The 18,045-nt window shown below is 64.9% G+C and carries 16 protein-coding genes and 5 pseudogenes; 11 read left to right on the top strand and 10 right to left on the bottom strand.

Annotation, left to right across the window (positions count from 1 at the left end; genetic code table 11):
• The first annotated feature begins 107 nt into the window (after nt 1–107).
• From QN085_RS05435 to QN085_RS05425, 3 genes are all read left to right on the top strand, one after another.
• On the top strand, nt 108–917 hold the full coding sequence (locus tag QN085_RS05435) for a cytochrome C assembly family protein (RefSeq protein ID WP_013971188.1): 810 nt from the start codon (nt 108–110) through the stop codon (nt 915–917).
• Between the two features lie 9 nt (nt 918–926).
• A complete protein-coding gene (locus QN085_RS05430) occupies nt 927–2,132 on the top strand; it encodes a transporter associated domain-containing protein (protein WP_024086384.1) in 1,206 nt (401 codons plus the stop codon).
• Nucleotides 2,133–2,407: 275 nt separating this feature from the next.
• Entirely contained in the window at nt 2,408–3,709 is a 1,302-nt protein-coding gene (locus tag QN085_RS05425) for an MFS transporter (protein WP_023663601.1), read from the top strand.
• A gap of 114 nt (nt 3,710–3,823) precedes the next feature.
• On the opposite strand, the gene purT is transcribed toward QN085_RS05425, so the two are convergent.
• From purT to QN085_RS05400, 5 genes are all read right to left on the bottom strand, one after another.
• Nucleotides 3,824–5,005, bottom strand: coding sequence for a formate-dependent phosphoribosylglycinamide formyltransferase (gene purT, locus QN085_RS05420; protein WP_023661835.1), 1,182 nt, complete (start codon nt 5,003–5,005; stop codon nt 3,824–3,826).
• Nucleotides 5,006–5,081: 76 nt separating this feature from the next.
• A complete protein-coding gene (locus QN085_RS05415; protein WP_003252131.1) occupies nt 5,082–5,549 on the bottom strand; it encodes a 7-cyano-7-deazaguanine/7-aminomethyl-7-deazaguanine transporter in 468 nt (155 codons plus the stop codon).
• Between the two features lie 204 nt (nt 5,550–5,753).
• Nucleotides 5,754–5,951, bottom strand: coding sequence for a DUF1289 domain-containing protein (locus QN085_RS05410; protein WP_013971183.1), 198 nt, complete (start codon nt 5,949–5,951; stop codon nt 5,754–5,756).
• Entirely contained in the window at nt 5,941–6,465 is a 525-nt protein-coding gene (locus tag QN085_RS05405) for a gamma carbonic anhydrase family protein (RefSeq protein ID WP_013971182.1), read from the bottom strand. Before QN085_RS05405 ends, QN085_RS05410 begins: the two co-directional genes overlap by 11 nt.
• A 44-nt stretch (nt 6,466–6,509) precedes the next feature.
• Nucleotides 6,510–7,109: a CoA pyrophosphatase gene (locus tag QN085_RS05400; RefSeq protein WP_003252125.1), complete on the bottom strand. Its 600-nt coding sequence runs from the start codon at nt 7,107–7,109 to the stop codon at nt 6,510–6,512.
• Nucleotides 7,110–7,233: 124 nt separating this feature from the next.
• On the opposite strand from QN085_RS05400, the gene QN085_RS05395 reads away from it, so the two are divergent.
• The 7 genes and pseudogenes from QN085_RS05395 to QN085_RS05370 all read left to right on the top strand — a co-directional run bounded on the left by QN085_RS05395 (nt 7,234) and on the right by QN085_RS05370 (nt 13,155).
• Nucleotides 7,234–7,785 carry an NUDIX hydrolase gene (locus tag QN085_RS05395; protein ID WP_013971180.1) on the top strand — a complete coding sequence of 184 codons (552 nt, stop codon included), beginning with the start codon at nt 7,234–7,236 and terminating at the stop codon, nt 7,783–7,785.
• Between the two features lie 22 nt (nt 7,786–7,807).
• Entirely contained in the window at nt 7,808–8,362 is a 555-nt protein-coding gene (locus tag QN085_RS05390) for a L,D-transpeptidase family protein (RefSeq protein ID WP_013971179.1), read from the top strand.
• Between the two features lie 160 nt (nt 8,363–8,522).
• Nucleotides 8,523–10,205, top strand: a complete 1,683-nt coding sequence (locus QN085_RS05385) for a ShlB/FhaC/HecB family hemolysin secretion/activation protein (protein ID WP_013971178.1) — start codon at nt 8,523–8,525, stop codon at nt 10,203–10,205.
• Nucleotides 10,206–10,232: 27 nt separating this feature from the next.
• Nucleotides 10,233–11,576, top strand: a pseudogene (locus tag QN085_RS05380) (filamentous hemagglutinin N-terminal domain-containing protein); the annotation flags it as partial.
• A pseudogene (locus QN085_RS25835) lies at nt 11,577–12,116 on the top strand (type II secretion system protein GspL); the annotation flags it as partial.
• Nucleotides 12,113–12,499 (top strand): type II secretion system protein GspM, encoded by a 387-nt coding sequence (gene gspM, locus QN085_RS05375; protein WP_023663552.1) that lies wholly within the window; start codon nt 12,113–12,115, stop codon nt 12,497–12,499. The pseudogene QN085_RS25835 and the gene gspM, both read left to right, overlap by 4 nt.
• Entirely contained in the window at nt 12,496–13,155 is a 660-nt protein-coding gene (locus QN085_RS05370; protein WP_024086381.1) for a type II secretion pathway protein GspN, read from the top strand. Before gspM ends, QN085_RS05370 begins: the two co-directional genes overlap by 4 nt.
• A gap of 63 nt (nt 13,156–13,218) precedes the next feature.
• Here the strand turns inward: QN085_RS05370 and QN085_RS05365 are convergent, their stop codons facing one another.
• From QN085_RS05365 to gspF, 4 genes and pseudogenes are all read right to left on the bottom strand, one after another.
• A complete protein-coding gene (locus QN085_RS05365; protein WP_015269126.1) occupies nt 13,219–13,587 on the bottom strand; it encodes a type II secretion system protein GspI in 369 nt (122 codons plus the stop codon).
• Complete coding sequence (gspH, locus tag QN085_RS05360; protein ID WP_024086378.1) at nt 13,584–14,021, bottom strand: type II secretion system minor pseudopilin GspH; 438 nt, start codon at nt 14,019–14,021, stop codon at nt 13,584–13,586. Before gspH ends, QN085_RS05365 begins: the two co-directional genes overlap by 4 nt.
• 3 nt (nt 14,022–14,024) lie before the next feature.
• A complete protein-coding gene (gene gspG / locus QN085_RS05355) occupies nt 14,025–14,459 on the bottom strand; it encodes a type II secretion system major pseudopilin GspG (RefSeq protein ID WP_013971171.1) in 435 nt (144 codons plus the stop codon).
• A 17-nt stretch (nt 14,460–14,476) separates the two neighbouring features.
• A pseudogene (gene gspF / locus QN085_RS05350) lies at nt 14,477–15,469 on the bottom strand (type II secretion system inner membrane protein GspF); the annotation flags it as partial.
• Between gspF and QN085_RS05345 the strand changes: the two are divergent.
• Nucleotides 15,459–17,012: pseudogene (locus QN085_RS05345) on the top strand (PhoX family protein); the annotation flags it as partial. The pseudogenes gspF and QN085_RS05345 sit on opposite strands and share 11 nt — an antisense overlap.
• Nucleotides 17,013–17,722: 710 nt before the next feature.
• On the opposite strand, the pseudogene QN085_RS05340 reads toward QN085_RS05345, so the two are convergent.
• Nucleotides 17,723–17,983: pseudogene (locus QN085_RS05340) on the bottom strand (RHS repeat-associated core domain-containing protein); the annotation flags it as partial.
• Nucleotides 17,984–18,045 lie beyond the last annotated feature (62 nt).

Here is an 18,045-nt window from a genome sequence, read left to right as displayed (position 1 = left end):
GTGGGAGCGGGTTCACCCGCGAATGCCGTACCGCGGTCCGCCAGTCTTCCTAGACCAGCGCGATCTATGCCAAACTCCGTCTCTTTAAGGCTCGCCAACCAGGACTTATGTTCTCCTCACCCAGCCTCATCCCCAACCTGATCGCCGCCGGCCTATATATAGCTGCGGCCATCTACCAGGGCTCTTACCTTGCCCAGAACCGCAAGGCCGACAAGCGCCTGCTTGCCCTGCTGGGTGCCTTCGCGGTACTCGCCCAGGCCGGTGCGCTGTTCTTCCAGCTGATCACCCCGCTGGGCCTGAGCCTGGACTTCTTCAGTGCCGCCAGCCTGATCGCCGTGGCGGTCATCGCCCTGACCCTGCTGGCCTGCTTGCGCATACCCGTGGAAAACCTGTTGGTGCTGCTGTTCCCGCTGGGCGCGGTGACCGCGCTGCTGGCCCAGTTCGCGCCCCCCGGCACGGTGCCGCTGGTCAACGAAGAGCCCGGTATCCTCGCGCATATCCTGCTGTCGATCCTGGCCTATGGGCTGTTCACCATTGCGGTGTTCCAGGCCCTGCTGTTGCTGCTGCAGGACCGCCAACTGAAGAACAAGCACCCGTCCGGGCTGATCCGCAACTTCCCGCCGCTGCAAACCATGGAAAGCCTGCTGTTCGGCTTCCTCTGGGCTGGCTGGTGCCTGCTGTCGCTGTCGCTGATCTCCGGCTGGCTGTTCCTCGACAACCTGTTCGCCCAGCATCTGGTACACAAGACCCTGCTGGCCTGTATCGCCTGGGTGGTGTTCAGCGTGCTGCTGTGGGGCCGCACCCGCCTGGGCTGGCGTGGCCACAAGGCCATCCGCTGGACGCTGGCCGGTTTCTGCCTGCTGATGCTGGCCTATTTCGGCAGCAAGCTGGTTCGCGAATTCATCCTGCATATCTGACGGCCGCCCATGGATACCCTGCCGTACGCACCGCTATTCGGCACCCTGGCACTGGCCCTGTTGTGGTCGGCGCTGTTCACCGCGGTGGACGCCGCCCGCCTGCAACTCAATGGCACGCTGCGCACCGGCGAGGACGGCCAGCCCGTGCTGCCGGCCCAGGCCCTGGTGCTGTGCGCCAGCCTGGGCAAGCTGCTGGTGCTGGGCCTGGCCTGCCTGCTCGGCCAGCGCCATAGCGGCGAGCACGGCTTCTGGCTGGCCGGGTTGGCCGCCACCCTCGTCCTGCTGGTGTTTGCCGAATACCTGCCGCGGCGCCTGGCCCGGCGCAACCCGCAAGCGTTCGTCAGCCTCGGCACCAGCCTGCTGAAAGTACCCCTCGCCCTGCTGCAACCGCTGGCCTGCCTGCTGGATGGCATGGCCAAGCTGATCCTGCGTCCGTTCCGCGTGCAACCCACGGCCGTGGCCCTGCACCCGCAGGAAGCCGACGAATTCGACGAGGATGAGGAACACGAAGCACCGCGCCACGGCCTGCTCGACGGCCTGCAGTCACTGGACAAGATGACCGTCAACGACATCCTGGTACCGCGCAACGAAGTGGACGGCATCAGCCTCGACGAGCCGATCGAGCGCATCATCGAGCAACTGATCGTCAGCCGCCACACCCGCCTGCCGGTGTACCACAGCGACATCAACCAGGTTGAAGCAATCCTCAATACCAAGCTGATCAGCCACCTGCTGCCCAAGGCCGAGCTGACCCTGGAGATGCTGCTCGGCGCCTGCTACGAGCCCTATTTCGTACCCGAGAGCACGCCCCTGCAAATGCAGCTGCTGAACTTCCACAAGCAGCAGCGCCGCCTGGGCGTGGTGGTGGACGAATACGGCGAGGTGCTGGGCATCGTCACCCTGGAAGACATCCTCGAAGAGATCGTTGGCGAGTTCGAGGATGAACACAGCCTGGACAACCCCCACGTGCACCCACAGCCCGATGGCACTTTCGTCATTGACGGCACCGCTTCGCTGCGTGAAATCAACCGCAGTCTGGGCTGGCACCTGCCCTGCGACGGCGGGCCGAAAACCCTCAACGGGCTGGTCACCGAAGCGCTGGAAAGTATCCCGGAAAGCGCCGTTTGCCTGAAGATCGGCCGCTATCGCCTGGAAATCCTCGAAACAGAGGACAATTGTGCCAGCAAGGTACTGGTGTGGACCGTGACCCGATAGCTATACTCGGGTCACGCTTACCCAGCCCCGCCGTCCCGCCTGCTACCCGCACCCGGCGCTCCACGGCCAGTCCGCTCCACTGACACGCCCCGCGGTCCTGCTTCAACACCCCGAACAGTGCCCGCCCCCGCCCCTATCCCCCTTGGGCTATCGTCAGTCGGGCGCACACAACAACAAAACGCTCCGGCGCCCGCGCCACCGTGCCTGCCCTTTTGCATTGCACGCCGCGGGGCTTATCCCAATGGAGCCGGACCAGACTGTCAGGGACCTATTCAATGACAACCAGCAGCACCTATGCCGAAGCGCCTGCCGCGCCGGTCAACTCGCCCGCGCGGGTAGCCACCGCCAGCTTCATCGGCACCGCCATCGAGTTCTACGATTTCTACGTCTACGCCACTGCCGCCGCCCTGGTGATCGGCCCGGTGTTCTTCCCGTCCGGGTCAGGCACCGCGCAGATGCTGGCGGCCTTCCTCACCTTCGGTATCGCCTTCCTGGCGCGCCCGCTAGGCTCGGCACTGTTCGGCCACTTTGGCGACCGTATCGGCCGCAAGTCGACCCTGGTCGCCTCGCTGCTGCTGATGGGCGTGTCCACCACGGCCATCGGTGTGCTGCCAGGATATGAAAGCATTGGTGTATGGGCGCCGATCATCCTCTGCCTGCTGCGCTTTGGCCAAGGCCTGGGGCTGGGTGGCGAATGGGGTGGCGCGGCCTTGCTGGCCACCGAGAACGCGCCCGAAGGCAAGCGCGCCTGGTTCGGCATGTTCCCGCAGCTGGGCCCGTCGATCGGCTTTTTGGCCGCCAACGGCCTGTTCCTGACCCTGGCCCTGGTGCTCAGCGACGAGCAGTTCCGCGAGTGGGGCTGGCGCATTCCGTTCCTGCTCAGCGCCGCGCTGGTCCTGGTGGGCCTGTATGTGCGCCTGAAGCTGGAAGAAAGCCCGGTGTTCGCCAAGGCCGTCGCCCGCCACGAGCGGGTGAAAATGCCGGTGGTCGACCTGTTTTCCAGATACTGGCTGCCGACCCTGCTGGGCGCAGCGGCGATGGTGGTGTGCTACGCGCTGTTCTACATCTCCACGGTGTTCTCGCTGAGCTATGGCGTGACCACGCTGGGCTACAGCCGCGAAACGTTCCTTGGCCTGCTGTGCTTCGCGGTGGTGTTCATGGCCCTGGCCACACCACTGTCGGCCTGGCTCAGCGACCGCTACGGGCGCAAACCGGTGCTGATCGTCGGCGGCCTGCTGGCAGTGGCCTCGGGCTTTACCATGGAGCCGCTGCTGACTTCGGGGTCGACCGCAGGTGTGGCGCTGTTCCTGGCCATCGAATTGTTCCTGATGGGCGTGACTTTTGCGCCGATGGGGGCACTGCTGCCTGAACTGTTCCCGACCCACGTGCGTTATACCGGCGCTTCGGCGGCCTATAACCTGGGCGGCATCGTCGGCGCATCGGCGGCACCGTTCTTTGCCCAGAAGCTGGTGAGCATGGGTGGGTTGAGCTGGGTGGGGGGTTATGTGTCGGTGGCGGCGTTGATCAGCTTGATTGCCGTGCTGTGCCTGAAAGAGACCCGCAATACGCAGCTGTAAGTAATTGGGGCCGCGTTGCGGCCCTTCGCGGGCACGCCCGCTCCCACAGGGGTAGCGCCGAAACCTGTGGGAGCGGGCGTGCCCGCGAAGGGCTGCAACGCAGCCCCAATCGGATCAGAACTCGACCTTGACCGCCTGCGAAGCATGGGTCGCCTTGGCACGCGCCGCTTCGACCGACTCATCACGCGCCAGGCACACGCCCATGCGGCGGGTACCGTTGATTTCCGGCTTGCCGAACAGGCGAATGGCGGTATCCGGCTCGCTCAGCGCCGCACCCAGGTTGGCAAAGCTGGTCTGCTGCGACTGCCCCTCGGGCAAGATCACCGCCGAAGCAGAAGGGCCGAACTGGCGCACTACCGGAATCGGCAGGCCAAGAATGGCACGGGCATGCAGGGCAAACTGCGACAGGTCCTGGGAAATCAGGGTCACCAGGCCGGTGTCATGCGGGCGTGGCGAGACTTCGCTGAACCACACCTGGTCGCCCTTCACGAACAGTTCCACGCCAAACAGGCCACGACCGCCCAGGGCATCGGTGACCGCCTTGGCCACCCGCTGCGATTCGGCCAGCGCCTTCGGGCTCATGGCCTGCGGCTGCCACGATTCCTGGTAGTCACCCTTCTCCTGGCGGTGGCCGACTGGCTCGAGGAAGGTGGTGCCACCGACGTGGCGCACGGTCAGCAGGGTGATTTCGTATTCGAAGTCGATGAAGCCCTCGACGATGACCCGGCCTTTGCCGGCGCGGCCGCCTTCCTGGGCGTAGGCCCACGACTTCTGCAAGTCGGCATCGCTGCGCAGCAGGCTCTGGCCCTTGCCCGACGAGCTCATCACCGGTTTGACCACGCACGGGTACCCGACATCGGCCACGGCCTTGGCGTAGTCTTCGTAGGTGTCGGCGAAGTGGTACGGCGAGGTTGGCAGGTCCAGCTCTTCGGCAGCCAGGCGGCGGATGCCTTCACGGTTCATGGTGAGCTGGGTGGCGCGGGCGGTCGGCACCACGTTGAAACCTTCGTTTTCCAGCTCGACCAAGGTGGCGGTGGCGATGGCTTCGATTTCAGGGACGATGTAGTGCGGCTTCTCGGCCTCGATCACCGCGCGCAGGGCCACGCCATCGAGCATGTTGACCACGTGGCTGCGGTGCGCCACCTGCATTGCCGGGGCATTGGCGTAGCGGTCGACGGCGATCACTTCGACGCCCAGGCGCTGCAGCTCGATCACCACTTCCTTGCCCAGCTCGCCACAGCCGCAGAGCAGTACACGGGTCGCGGTGGGCGACAAGGGGGTTCCGATACGGGTCATTTCAGGTCCTCGAAGGCGTCCGGGGCCGCACCAGGCTTGGCGCCGCCCGCTGAAAAAGGAGCGCTATTCTACACCATCAACCCGCCACGGCGGCCCGCCGGGCGCGAAATGCCATGGCCAGCCACACGGCGGTGACACCAGCGAATTTCGAGGCCATGGCGGTGCCGATCACGGCTGGGGTCAGGGCACCGATCATGCCGAAGAAGATGAAGGTGTCGACCGGGATGCTCAGCGCCGAGCTCAGCCACAGGCGGTCGCGCAGCGGTCGGCGGGTGATGCTGAACACCAGCCAGTCGATAAGTTCGGAAATGAAGAAGGCGGTGGCGCTGGCCAGGGCTATGGCCGGTTCCGAGGTGACGTAGGACAGCACCAGCGCCGCCAGCATGGCGACCAGAGCGCCATGGCCGAAGCGGGTTTGCACCATGTCGCGCAGGATGAACACCAGGCCGCCCCAGGCGGACCAGATGATGTCCAGGTGTGGCGCGCTGGAGAAGGCGTAGTTGATCAGCACTACGCTGCTGATGTAGGCAATCAGATAGAACATGGCGGGTAGTCTGTGGGCAAGCCGCACAGATTACCGCTGGCTGGTTCGCGGGTAAACCCGCTCTCAAAGGTACAGCTTCAGGTTCGAGGGCTGCGCAGTACCTGTGGGAGCGGATTCACCCGCGAAGAATCCAACACGGTGGATGGCACCGGCTGCGCCGGTGTTCGCGGGTGAACCCGCTCCCACAGGGGGGGCGAGTCAGCCCTACAGGATGAGGCCGGCCTCTACTGCCCTTTCATGGCAAAGTTTGAGCACCGCCCGGCGTTCGTCGTTGTCCATCCGCCCCCAGCGGCCGATCTCGGCCACGGTTCGCTGGCAACCTGTGCAGATATCCTGCTCGTCCAACGCACAGATACTCACGCACGGCGAGGCTACCGGGCGCTCCACTACATCACTCATCATCAACCACCAACTCCCGTGCATAACGCTGGGCATTGTGCACGTAATGCGCGGCACTGGCTTCGAGCATGCGTTTCTGCTGTTCGGTCAGCTCGCGCACCACCTTGCCCGGCGAACCCACCACCAGCGAACCGTCGGGGATCTCCTTGCCTTCTGCAATCAGCGCATTGGCGCCAATGATGCAATGCTTGCCGATGCGCGCGCCATTAAGGATCACCGCATTGATACCAACCAGGCTGTAGTCGCCCACCGTGCAACCATGCAGCATGGCGTTGTGGCCAACGGTCACGCCCTTGCCCAGGGTCAACGGCGAGCCCATGTCGGTGTGCATCACCGTGCCATCCTGCACGTTGCTGCCTTCGCCAATGTCGATCAGCTCGTTGTCCCCGCGCAGCACCGCGCCAAACCACACGCTGGCATCGGCCTGCAGGCGCACCTTGCCGATCAGCGTGGCGTTGGGTGCGGCCCAACTGGTGGGGTGGCTCTCGACCCGCAGGTCGCCCAGGCGGTATTTCATGCTTGCTCCTCAGGCTGCAACGCAGACGACGGGGTTGGCCCCGCTCAGTTTTCGATGTAACGCTCAGGGGGCTGGTGCAGGCTGATGCCGGCATCGAACAGCAGGTTGACCAGTTCGACGATCATGATCGCCGACAACCCCCAGATCTTGTATTCGCCATAGCGATAGCTGGGCACATACCAGCTGCGCCCCTGGTAATCGATACGGTGGGTATGGTCGCGCGGGTCCTGGCGGAAGAATTCCAGCGGCACGGTGAATACTGCCGCGATCTCGGCATCATTGGCACGGTATTCGACAAAATCGGGGATGAGCCCGACGAATGGCGTCACTTTCAGGCCGTGCAGCGAAATCAGCGGGCTGAGCGGGCCGATCACTTCCACCAGGCCTGGTGGCAGGCCGATTTCTTCTTCGGCTTCACGTAGCGCGGTGAACACCAGGTCCGGGTCTTCCGGGTCGCGGCGGCCACCGGGAAAGGCCACTTCGCCGCCGTGGGTGGACAGGCCCTTGGCGCGCAGGGTCAGGACCAGCTCGGGCGCTTCGCTGCGGGTAATGGGCAAGAGGACCGCCGCTTCGGGGAACCGCCGGTCGGTTTCCAGTGATGCGGGTTGGTGGTTGCTCATTCGGCGAAGTAGCTCGTCCAGCATTGCGCACGCTCATATCCAAGGCCTGCCTTGCATGATGCACCAAAGGCGCGAAGCACCCAAGCCCCGTGCGCTTGCGACGGCACGGCCGGCGCGCCAAGATAGCCCGAAGCAAAAGGAACGACACATGAAATTCTGCAGCGCGTGCGGCCAGCCGGTCACTCAGCGGATCCCCGAGGGCGACAGCCGCCTGCGGTATGTCTGCGGGGTTTGCCAGACCATCCACTACCAGAACCCCAACATCGTCGCCGGCGTGTTGCCGACCTGGGGCAGCCAGGTGTTGCTGTGCCGGCGCGCCATCGAGCCACGCCGCGGCTTCTGGACCCTGCCCGCCGGTTTCATGGAAAACGGCGAAACCCTGGACCAGGCCGCCCGTCGCGAAACCGTCGAGGAGGCCTGCGCCCGGGTCGGCAGCATGAGCCTGTACCAGCTGTTCGACCTGCCACACATCAACCAGGTGCACGTGTTCTTCCGCGCCGAGCTTGCGGACCTTGATTTCGCTGTCGGTGTCGAAAGCCTGGAGGTGCGGCTGTTCGAGGAACATGAGATTCCGTGGGGCGAGCTGGCTTTCCGCACCGTCACTCGCACACTAGAATGCTACTATCGCGATCGCATCGGGCAGCACTACCCCATAGGCCATGAATACCTGCCGCCGATGAACGTCTCGCCCACCACCTAGAAGCCTTTAGGGATACCGTTACATGCGCTGGTTGCTTGCCCTTTTCTGCCTTTGCGTTACCTCGGTGTCCCAGGCGGCCTTCACCGAGACCATCATCCGCAAGCCCCAGCCGGCAGTGCAAACCCCGTCGCCTTCGCAGCAGGCCATGCAACCGCTGATCGACAAGGTGCTGGTGATCAAGTCCGAGCGCCGTCTGCAACTGATCAGCCGTGGCGAACCGCTGAAGACCTACCGCATCTCGCTGGGCAAGCAGCCAAAGGGTGCCAAGGAGCGCGAAGGCGACAAGAAAACCCCCGAGGGCCTTTACTGGCTGGACTGGCGTAAGCAAAGCGACCGTTTCAACCTGGCCATACACATCAACTACCCGAACATCAACGACGCGGCCCGTGCCACTCGTGAAGGGGTGAGTGCCGGCAGCATGATCATGATCCATGGCACGCCGATCAACGACGAGTATCCGGAGTGGTACTTCCACACCCTGGACTGGACGGATGGGTGTATTGCCATGCGTAACCGCGACATGCAGGAAGTGTGGGACCTGGTGCGGGATGGCACGTTGATCGAAATTCGGCCCTGATAGCGGGCCTTTCAACTGATGCTGTAGGAAGCTTCCCACCATCAGGCAAGAACGCGCCCTACAAGCGCTTAGGCCGGGTACTGCATCCAGGCGAACCCCTTAATTTTTAGCATCCACGCAGACGAGTACGAAATCCGTACATCATTTGCGGGGTGCTTCAATGCCGTTCCACATTCATCGCGCCACCTGCTGGGCGCTCACCTGCTGCCTGTCAGGTTTGCTGGCCGCACCACAGGCGTTGGCCGACGACCCGGCCAGCCAGCAACTGCGCGATCAGCAGCGCGGGCTGCGACAGCTGGAACAGCAACAGCGCCTGGAACGCTGGCAGCGCCAGCCCGCCCCGGCTGAAAGCCACGACACCACCGCCCCCCTCCCGCACGACCAGCGCTGCTGGGCCATCACCGGCGTACGCGTGGCCGGCAACCGCGAGCTTTCCGACTCGGCGCTAACGCCAACCCTCCGCAGGTTCATTACCCCGTGCATGGGTATCGCGGAAATCAACGGGCTGCTGAAAGCCATCACCCAGCGCTATGTGCAAGCCGGATACCCGACCAGCCGGCCCTACCTGCAGCAACCTCCACAAAACGGCGCACCGCTGAATCTGGTCATCGTCGAGGGGTTCGTCGAGTCCATCGAAATGGCCGGCCCCGAGTTGCCCCTGTCGCTCCCCGGCGCGTTTCCCGGCCTGCTCGGGCAGCCACTGTTCCTGCCAGCCCTGGAGCAAGGCCTCGACCAGCTCAACCGGCTGCGCGCTTATGACCTGTCCGCAGAGTTGCTGCCCGGCGAACTGCAGGGCGGCACCCGGGTTGTCGTGCAGCCGCGCAAGGTGGCCTCGCGCGGGCACTTGGACAGCCGCTTCGACAACCGCGGCAGCGACCTGACCGGGCGTCATCGCCTGAACTTAGGCTTCGGCCTGGACAGCCCGCTGGGCCTCAATGATGACCTGCGCCTGTCGCTGTACGGCACGGTGCTTGATGCGCCCGGGCAAAGCCAAGGCATCTCGCTGTACTACAGCATCCCCTACGGCGCCTGGACCTTCGCGCTCAGCGCCAGCGAGCTGCGCTACGAGGCGCCGCTCCCCCACAGCCGCCAGGTAGCCGACGGCAGCAGCAGCTACCAGGGCCTGAGCGTCGAGCGGGTGCTGTGGCGCAACCAGCAAGGCATGCTCAGCGCCAGCGCCCGGCTGGACCGCAAGCAGATGGTCAACCGCAGCGCGGGCGCGGTGATCGTCCAGCAGAGCCCCACCCTGGTCTCCTTGGAAGCGGGTATCAACCTGCTGTGGCTCCAGGGCGGCCTGTGGAATGGCTACCTCGGTGTCGCCCAGGGCGTCGATGCCTTCGGCGCCGACCGCTCACCGCTGGGAGCGGAACGCCTGCGCCCGGATTTTCGCAAGTACCGCGCCAACCTGCTGCACCTGCGCCAGGGCCCGGCCAGCCACCCATGGCGCTGGCAGAGCGAACTGGCTCTGCAATACAGCAGTGACCCGCTACCCGCCGTCGAGCAGTTGCTGGCCAGCGACGATTCGGCCGTGCGCGGGTTTCGCCTGCGTACCTACTCAGGTGCCAGCAGCGCCGTCTGGCGCAACACCGTCAGTCAGCCGCTGCCGGAGCGCTGGACGGCTCCCCTGCAGGTACGCCCCTACATCGGCCTGGACCTGGGCTGGACCCGCACTGCCGAAGGCAAGCCTTCACAACGCCTCGCCGGGGCCACTGCCGGTGCCGAACTGAGCCTGCCCGGCAGCCACCTGCGCCTGGGCTACCAACGGGCACTGTACGCCAGCGACTCGCCCCGCCCGCTGCTGGAACCCGGTTTCTGGGTAGTGGAACTGGCCCTGAACATCTGATTCACCCACAACAAAGAGAACGAGAACATGCAAACACTCTCGCAGTCGTCTTCCCGCCCAGATACCTTGCGCTGGGCCATCTTCCTCGCCCTGCTCGGGCCCGGCGCCGCACTGGCCCAGGGCGGCCTGGCAGCAACCAGCGGCCCCGGTGGTACACCGGTCATCAACGACGGCCACGGCGTCCCGGTCATCGATATTGTCGCGCCAAACGCCAACGGGCTGTCGCACAACCAGTTCCTCGACTACAACGTCGACCGTTCAGGATTGGTGCTGAACAATGCCACCCAGGCCGGGCAGTCGGAACTGGCCGGTGCCCTGGCGGCCAACCCGCAATTCCAGGGCCAGGCCGCCTCGACCATCCTCAACGAGGTGGTCAGCCGCAACGCCTCGCTGATCGAAGGGCCGCAGGAAATCTTCGGCCGCCCGGCCGACTACATACTGGCCAACCCCAATGGCATCACCCTCAACGGCGGCAGTTTCATCAACACCACACGCGCCGGCTTCGTGGTGGGTACCCCCGAGTTCGAGGGCCAGCAACTGAAGTACCTCGACACGCTCAACGCCAGCGGTACCCTGCAAGTGCTCGAGGGCGGCCAGCGAAACCCCAACGGCGCCCTCGAGCTGATTGCCCCGCGCGTGGACAGCAAAGGGCTGCTGATGGCGCGCAACTCCATCGATATCACAGTGGGTCGCAACCGTATCGACAGCAGCAGCGGCGAAATTGTCGAGCACCTGCCCGGCACCCCTTCCAGCATCGATGCCAGCCTGTTCGGTGCCATGCGCGCCGGGCGCATTCGCGTGGTGAGCACCGCAGAAGGTGCTGGTGTGCGTGTGGGGGCATCGCAGCTGCTTGGCATCGACGGGGTCGACATCCAGTCGGCCGGCGCCCTGCAGGTCAGCGGCAAGGCCGACAGCCCCGTCGAACTGCATAGCGAACAGGGCGATCTGCGGCTGACCGCTGCCGATGACCTGACACTCGAAGCCGTCGATGGGCAGGCTCGGCGAATCGAGGCCAAGGCGGGCAAGAAGCTCACTCTGGATGCCACAACCCGCGAGAACATCGAGCGCGACAGCGACAGCTGGAACAAGAAGTTCCTGTTCGTCACCCGCGAAACCTACAACCGCGAAACTACCACCACCCAGCAGCAGCAACAGGGCAGCCGCTTGCAAGGCAAGGACAGCGTGCTGCTGCAATCCGCTGACGACATGCGCCTGGTGGCTGCCAAGGTGGATGCTGGCAATGAGCTGACCCTCGACAGCGGCGCCAACCTGGCCATCGCTGCCGGCATCGACAGCCAGCACACCGAAGAGCAGGTTCGCCACCGCAAGGACTTGTGGCGCGGTGACAGTGATACCGACCAGTACAAGGAACCGTGGGCGGAGCTGCAAAAGGTTTCGCTGAGCGGCGACTGGCCCAGTACGCTGGCACCGCTCGATTCATTGCCCGGCCTGTTCGAGCGTACCCGCAAGGTGCGTTCGCTGCCGGTGGTGTCCCGGCTGCAGCAACGGTTGCTTGCGGCCTGCCTGGTACTGGCTGCCGTCTGGGGCGGGCTGTGGTTGAGCAAGCAGTGGGCCCAGGCGCAACTCTGGCGCAGCCAGGTCATCGCCGTGACCGGTGAGCAGGCCAGCCCCCGGCACGCCGCGCAGGCCCTCAAACGCCTGCGCGAAAGTGAATTGCAACAGCAGCTGCGCACGCGCCAGCTCGAAGACCTGCAGGCTGCGTTGCAGGCCTGGCTGCGTGACCACCCCGGCTGGCGCCTGCAAGCGGTGCGCTTCGATGGCCAGCGCTGGCACTTGCGGCTGGAAGGCGAGGGCGGTGCGCCGCCATGGAGCGACATGGCGACAGCCGCCGGGGCCTCTGTCCAGGTGCAGGACGGCCAAGTGGTGTTCGACCTGGGAGCAGCCTCATGAACCGGGACTGGATACAGCGTCACCGTTTGAAGTTCGCCTGGCTACTGATTGCTGTTTTGCTGGCCTTCCTGTCCCTGCGCGCAGGCCTTGAGCAATGGCGCGAGCTCAGCCAGTGGCGCGGGCTGGCCGAACAGGCGGCCAGCCTTCAAGGCGGCCCGGGGTTGAGCCTGGAGCGGCTACGCCAGTCGGCCCAGGCGCGGCAGATCGAACTGGCCGAGGTCGATGCGCAGGGCAAGACCTGGCAACTGCGTGGGCAGGTGGCCGACGAGCGAGTGCTGCAGGGCTGGTTGCAGACCCTGCGTGCAGAAGGCGTACAGCCATTGCAGTGGGGGCTGGAACAGCATGAAAAGAGATTGCGCTTCGACCTGGTGGTGCGGCCATGAGCCGAAGAAGTGTGGCGTGGGTGCTGTTGGTATTCACCGTGACATTGCTGGTGGAACTACCGGCTAGCTGGGTGGTGCGCGGGATAGGCCTGCCTGCGCGTGAGGTCAGCGGCAGCCTGTGGCAAGGCCAGGCGCAGCAACTGGGGCCGGTCGGGCCATTGCGTTGGGTGGTGCAGCCCTGGCGCATGCAGGCGAACGCGCAGCTCGGCTTCCAGAGCCAGGCCTGGCAGTTGCGCGCCGAAGGCTGGCCATGGCGTTGGCGGCTGGAGGCGACGGCCATGGGGGCCCAGGCGACGGTGGCGACGGATTACCGTTTGGCCGGCCAGTGGCAGGGCACGTTGCGGGTGCAGGGGGCAGGGCGGCAATGCCGTGCCAGCGAAGGCCGCATGACGGTAACCGACCTTGCCCTGAGCGAGCCTTGGTCACTGGGCTTGGGGCAGGGCTGGCTGGAAATGGACTGCCGCAGCGGCTGGCACCTGCGCGGGCAGTTGGCGCAGCAGGGGCAGCATCAGTTGGCCGTGGATGCTGACCTGCCCGCGCGCCGGGCGCAGGTGGTGGTCGAGTTGCAGCCGGAGGCGGCGCTGACGCCTTTGCTGCGTGGGGTGCAGTGGCTTGGACCGCAGGCGCTGGCAGGGCAGCGGGATTTGCGCTGGTAGACAGGTGTTATCGCCGGCAACCCGCTCCTACAGGGACCGCACAAGCTTCACGGTTTCTGTAACTCATGGCCGCTCCAGGAACACGGTGTACTGGCCTAGCGGCAGGCGCTGGTCGCGGTCGGCGAACAACAGCAGCTCGCCACGACGCAGGTCGCGTACGCCGGTGCGGCGCAGTTGCAGTTGCCAGTGGCAGCGCTGGCCGCCTTGGCTCAGTTCACCGCCAACCTGGTTTTCCGCCGGCCAGTACTGCTCGACGGCAAAGCGGGTTTGCAGTTCTCGCGCGCATAGCAGGCCAAGGCGGTGTTGCTGCAGGTTGTCCTGCACCGCCAGGCGCTGGCGCAAAACCTGGCTGGTGATCACCGCCAGCACCGCGGCAATCGCCAGGGCCACGGTCACCTCCAGCAGGGTGAAGCCACGCTGATGTCGCTTCATGGGGCGACCACCACCTGCAAGCGGCCATCGCGGCTCCAGGCCCACTGCTGGCTGCCATCGGCCCAACGCCAGCACACCTTGCCTGGTTGCGCCCAGCCATGCGGAGTGAACAACAGGCGCGGCTGCGGGCTGGCCGGCCAGTCCGGGCGCAGCCCCTTGGGCCAGTCACCAAGGGCGACTGCCTCGACCACCCAGCCATTACCCTCGCGCCGGACGAACTCCGGACGCTGGCCATTCCAGCGCAGCCCGCGCAGCTGCCCGGCATGCCGGGCCAGCGCAGCCTGCGACCGGGCCTCGCTCGCCAGCCGTTGCAGCGCCTGGTCGACACTGGCCTGGCTGTTGCCGAACCCGGCCACCACCAATCCGGTCATCAGCCCGGCGATGGCCAGCACCACCAGCAATTCGATCAGGCTGAAGCCCCGCTGACGACGCACCCGTTACAGTTCCCAGTTACCCAGGTCGGCATCCTGGCCTTCGCCGCCCGGCAGCCCGTCGGCACCCAGCGAGTACACGTCGACCCGGCCATGTTCGCCGGGCATGCGGTACTGGTAAGGGGTGCCCCACGGGTCTTCCGGCAGGCGGCGCACGTAGCCGTCGCTGCGCCAGGCCCGTGGCAGCGGCTCCTGGGCCGGCTTTTTCACCAGCGCGGCCAGGCCCTGCTCGCTACTGGGGAAGCGCAGGTTGTCCAGGCGGTACATGTCCAGCGCTTGCTCCAGGGTGGCCAGGTCGGCCATCACCTTCTGCTTCATGGCCTTGTCCTGGTTGCCCAGCACGCTGGGCGCGACCACGGCGATGAGCAGGCCGATGATGAAAATCACCACCATGATTTCCATGAGGGTGAAACCGCGCTGGCGGTTACGTCGATGCTGCATGGCAGTACTCCTTGTCGTCACAGTTGCAGGCCCTGGTTGAGTTGCATGATCGGCAACAGCACCGCCAGCACGATGAACAGCACCACGGCGCCCATCACCAGGATCATCAGGGGTTCGAATAGCGCCATGGCGGTATCGACCTGGCGGGCGAAACCGCGCTCCTGGTCATCGGCCACGCGCTCGAGCATGTCGGCCAGGGTGCCGCTGGCCTCGCCGCTGCCGACCATGTTCACCAGCAGCGGCGGGAACTGCTGGCTGGCATCCAGCGCGCGATGCAGGCTGGTGCCGCCCTGAACTTGCTGGCGCACCTGCTCCATGGCCAGGCGGATACGCCGGTTGCCGACGGTTTCGGTGGCCACTTGCAGGGCTTCGAGCAGGGCCACGCCACTGCCGCTGAGGATTGCCAGGCTGCGTGCCAGGCGCGCGCTTTCCAGCACCTGCAGCAGGTTGCTTATATGTGGCAGGCGTAGCAGCAGCTGGTCACGGCGCAGGCACCAGTGCGGCTTGCGCAGCAACCAGCCGCCGAGCGCTCCAAGCAACAGGGCCAGCGCCAAAAGCCAGGGCCCGGCCTGCACCAACCCTTGGCTCAGGCCGATCAGTAACGAGGTAATGAGCGGCAGGCTTTGCCCGGCATGGGCGAACTGTTCGGTGAGCTTGGGTACGACGAAGGTCATCAGGCCTACCACCACGGCAAGCGACACCCCCATCAACACGGCGGGGTAAATCAGCGCGGTACGTGCCTTGTGCTGCTGTCGTTGAACCTGCTCCAGATGGTCGGCGAGGCGGGTCAGCACCTGGGCCAGGCGGCCGGACCGCTCGCCGGCCTCGACCAGCGCGCAGTACAGGCCGGTAAACGGTGCCCCCTGACGTGCCAGGCTGCGAGCCAGGCCCAGGCCTTCGGCCAACGAGCCGCACAAGGCCACCAGCACACTGTGCAGGGCGGGCTGGCGCAGTTGCCGTTCCAGGGTAGCCAGGGCGTCGACCAGAGGGATACCGGCACCGGTCACCGATGTGAACGGCAAGCGCCCGGTCGAGGAAGTGCGCAAGGAAATCAACGCCCACGGCGCCGGCGTGGTGCGCCTGCAGAAAATCGGCGGCCGCTGGCAGGTGGTCGACAACGACCCGCTCAACCGCCGTTTCACTACCGCCTCGCGCATGGAAATAACCGGCCCCCTGCGCGGCACCGATCACGTGAAGACCAAGTATTCGCCGGACGGCACCCACTGCCGCGGCACCAACAACAACTGCGGCAACGGCTACACCCCCTGGGGTACCTACCTGACCTGTGAAGAGAACTGGCCAGGCATCTTCGTCAACAAAGGTACCCGCCCTGAAGACCAGCGCCGCATTGGCGTGGGTACCTCCAGCGGCCAGTACAAGTGGGAAACCGCAGCCGGTGACAGCAGCGAAGTGGCAGATGAGTTCGCCCGTTTCGACGTCACCGTAAAAGGCGCCAGCGCTACCGACGACTACCGCAACGAAGCCAGCACCTACGGCTACATCGTCGAGATCGATCCGTACAACAGCGCCACACTGGCCACCAAGCGCACCGCGCTGGGCCGTTTCCGCCACGAAGGCTGCGCCCCGGGCCTGCCCGTCGCTGGCAAGCCGCTGGTTTGGTACATGGGTGACGACTCGAACAACGAGTACCTGTACAAGTGGGTTTCCACCGCGGTGTGGGACGCCGCCGACGCCAACCCGGCCGACCGCCTGGCCACCGGCGCCAAGTACCTTGACCAGGGCAAGCTGTACGTGGCCCGCTTCAATGCCGACGGCACTGGCGTTTGGCTGCTGCTGGACGTAGGCACTGCGACCACTGGCGGCAGCACCTTGGGTGCGCTGTATGGCGACCTGCCGGGCATCATCCTCAACACCCGTGGTGCTGGCGATGCGGTGGGCGCAACGCCGATGGACCGCCCGGAATGGACCACGGTCAACCCGCTGAACGGCGACGTGTACCTGACCCTGACCAACAACAGCGCGCGCACCCCGGAAAAGGTCGATGCAGCCAACCCGCGCGGCCCGAACCGTCAGGGCCACATCATCCGCTGGCACGACAGCGACGACCAGCTGAGCTTCACCTGGGACATCTTCGTGTTCGGCGCCAACGCTGCGGGCACCGCCGACATCAACCGCTCCGGCCTGACCGAACTGAACCAGTTCGCCAGCCCGGACGGCATGAGCTTCGATAGCCGTGGCGTGTTGTGGTTCGAGACCGACAACGGCGAGAGCACCGTGACCGACTACACCAACGACCAGCTGCTGGCAGTGATCCCCACCAATCTGGTGGATGCCAGCGGCAAGCAGGTGCCGGTGAACGCGCAGAACCAGGTGGACCTGCGCCGCTTCTTCGTCGGACCGAATGGCTGCGAAGTGACCGGGATTACCTTTACGCCGGACAACAAGACGCTGTTCGTCAACATCCAGCACCCGGATAACTGGCCGTATACCGACAAGGCCACCGATGCCACCCCGGCAGGTGCCACGGTAAGGCCGCGGGCTGCGACCGTGGTGATCCAGCGTATCGATGGCGGGGAGATCGGCACCGCCTGATCGATCTGCGCACGGGGGCCGCTTTGCGGCCCTATCGCGACACAAGGCCGCTCCTACAAGGGATCGCATTCCCCTGTAGGAGCGGCCTTGTGTCGCGATGGGCTGCAAAGCAGCCCCGGCTACCCTACCAGGCTATTGGATTTGAGCCACGCACCCGCACTTGCTGCGCGGTACCCGTGGAACTGCCCAATCACCGGCAAACCATTTCCTCAGAAGTGAAACCAACTGAGTGCGTCAACACCAAGTCGACTACGGATTTGGTCTGCGCGCTCTCTGATATTGGACATGGTTCGCTCATAATCTAAACGTAGTTCGGTGCCTTCTGCCACATATGAAATATTCTGACTAAAGACTTGTTCGTGCCGATTAATGTCAATAAGTTGCTGATACAGAATCTCTGCCTGATCGAGGTCAAGTAGCTGTGGTCCCGCAGTTTCATGGCGGGGCGGAGTTCGAACCCCGTTGGCCGATGGCAGCTGTTGATCTGTACTACCTGCTGGTGCACGACGGTTAGCCAGATACTCTGTACCCCGCTGAGCCATAGGGTTTCTCAGTGTTTGCGTAACAGCTTGTGTGGGCATATCGGCTTGTGTTTGTTGCCGCTGTAGTCTGGCACGTAGTGCCTCCACACGCTGTGCTGCAGTCTGCCGCTGAGCGTGTTGGGCCCCTGCCCTTCGCGGTTGCTTCAATAGCTTTTGCGGTACTTTACGCAGACCGCTTAGATCCGCGTGACCACTTGGATCCGACCCCATGACTGGATTTCCTGAGCAATAGCTATAAGCATTTCGTCCGCCTGCACCAAAAGGGCTCCAGCCATCAGGTGAAAGAAATCGCCTCAGGGCTGGGCTGTAAGCCCGATAACCATTGCCTAGCAGGTAGGTGCCGGAACGGCAGTCTTCTCGCTCACCATTGTAGCCAAGCATGAATGCCGAGCTACCTTGGTTTTGGTGGTGCCCGTAAGGGCAATAGGCACGCAGAGCTACTGACACAAAGTTTGGCCTCGCAAGACGGCGAGCTGAAAGTTTTGGTCTTT

The organism is Pseudomonas sp. M2(2023) (assembly GCF_030263955.1).
In the GTDB taxonomy this organism is placed as follows: Bacteria; Pseudomonadota; Gammaproteobacteria; order Pseudomonadales; family Pseudomonadaceae; genus Aquipseudomonas; species Aquipseudomonas asiatica.
This window is presented reverse-complemented; position numbering and strand designations above follow the sequence as displayed.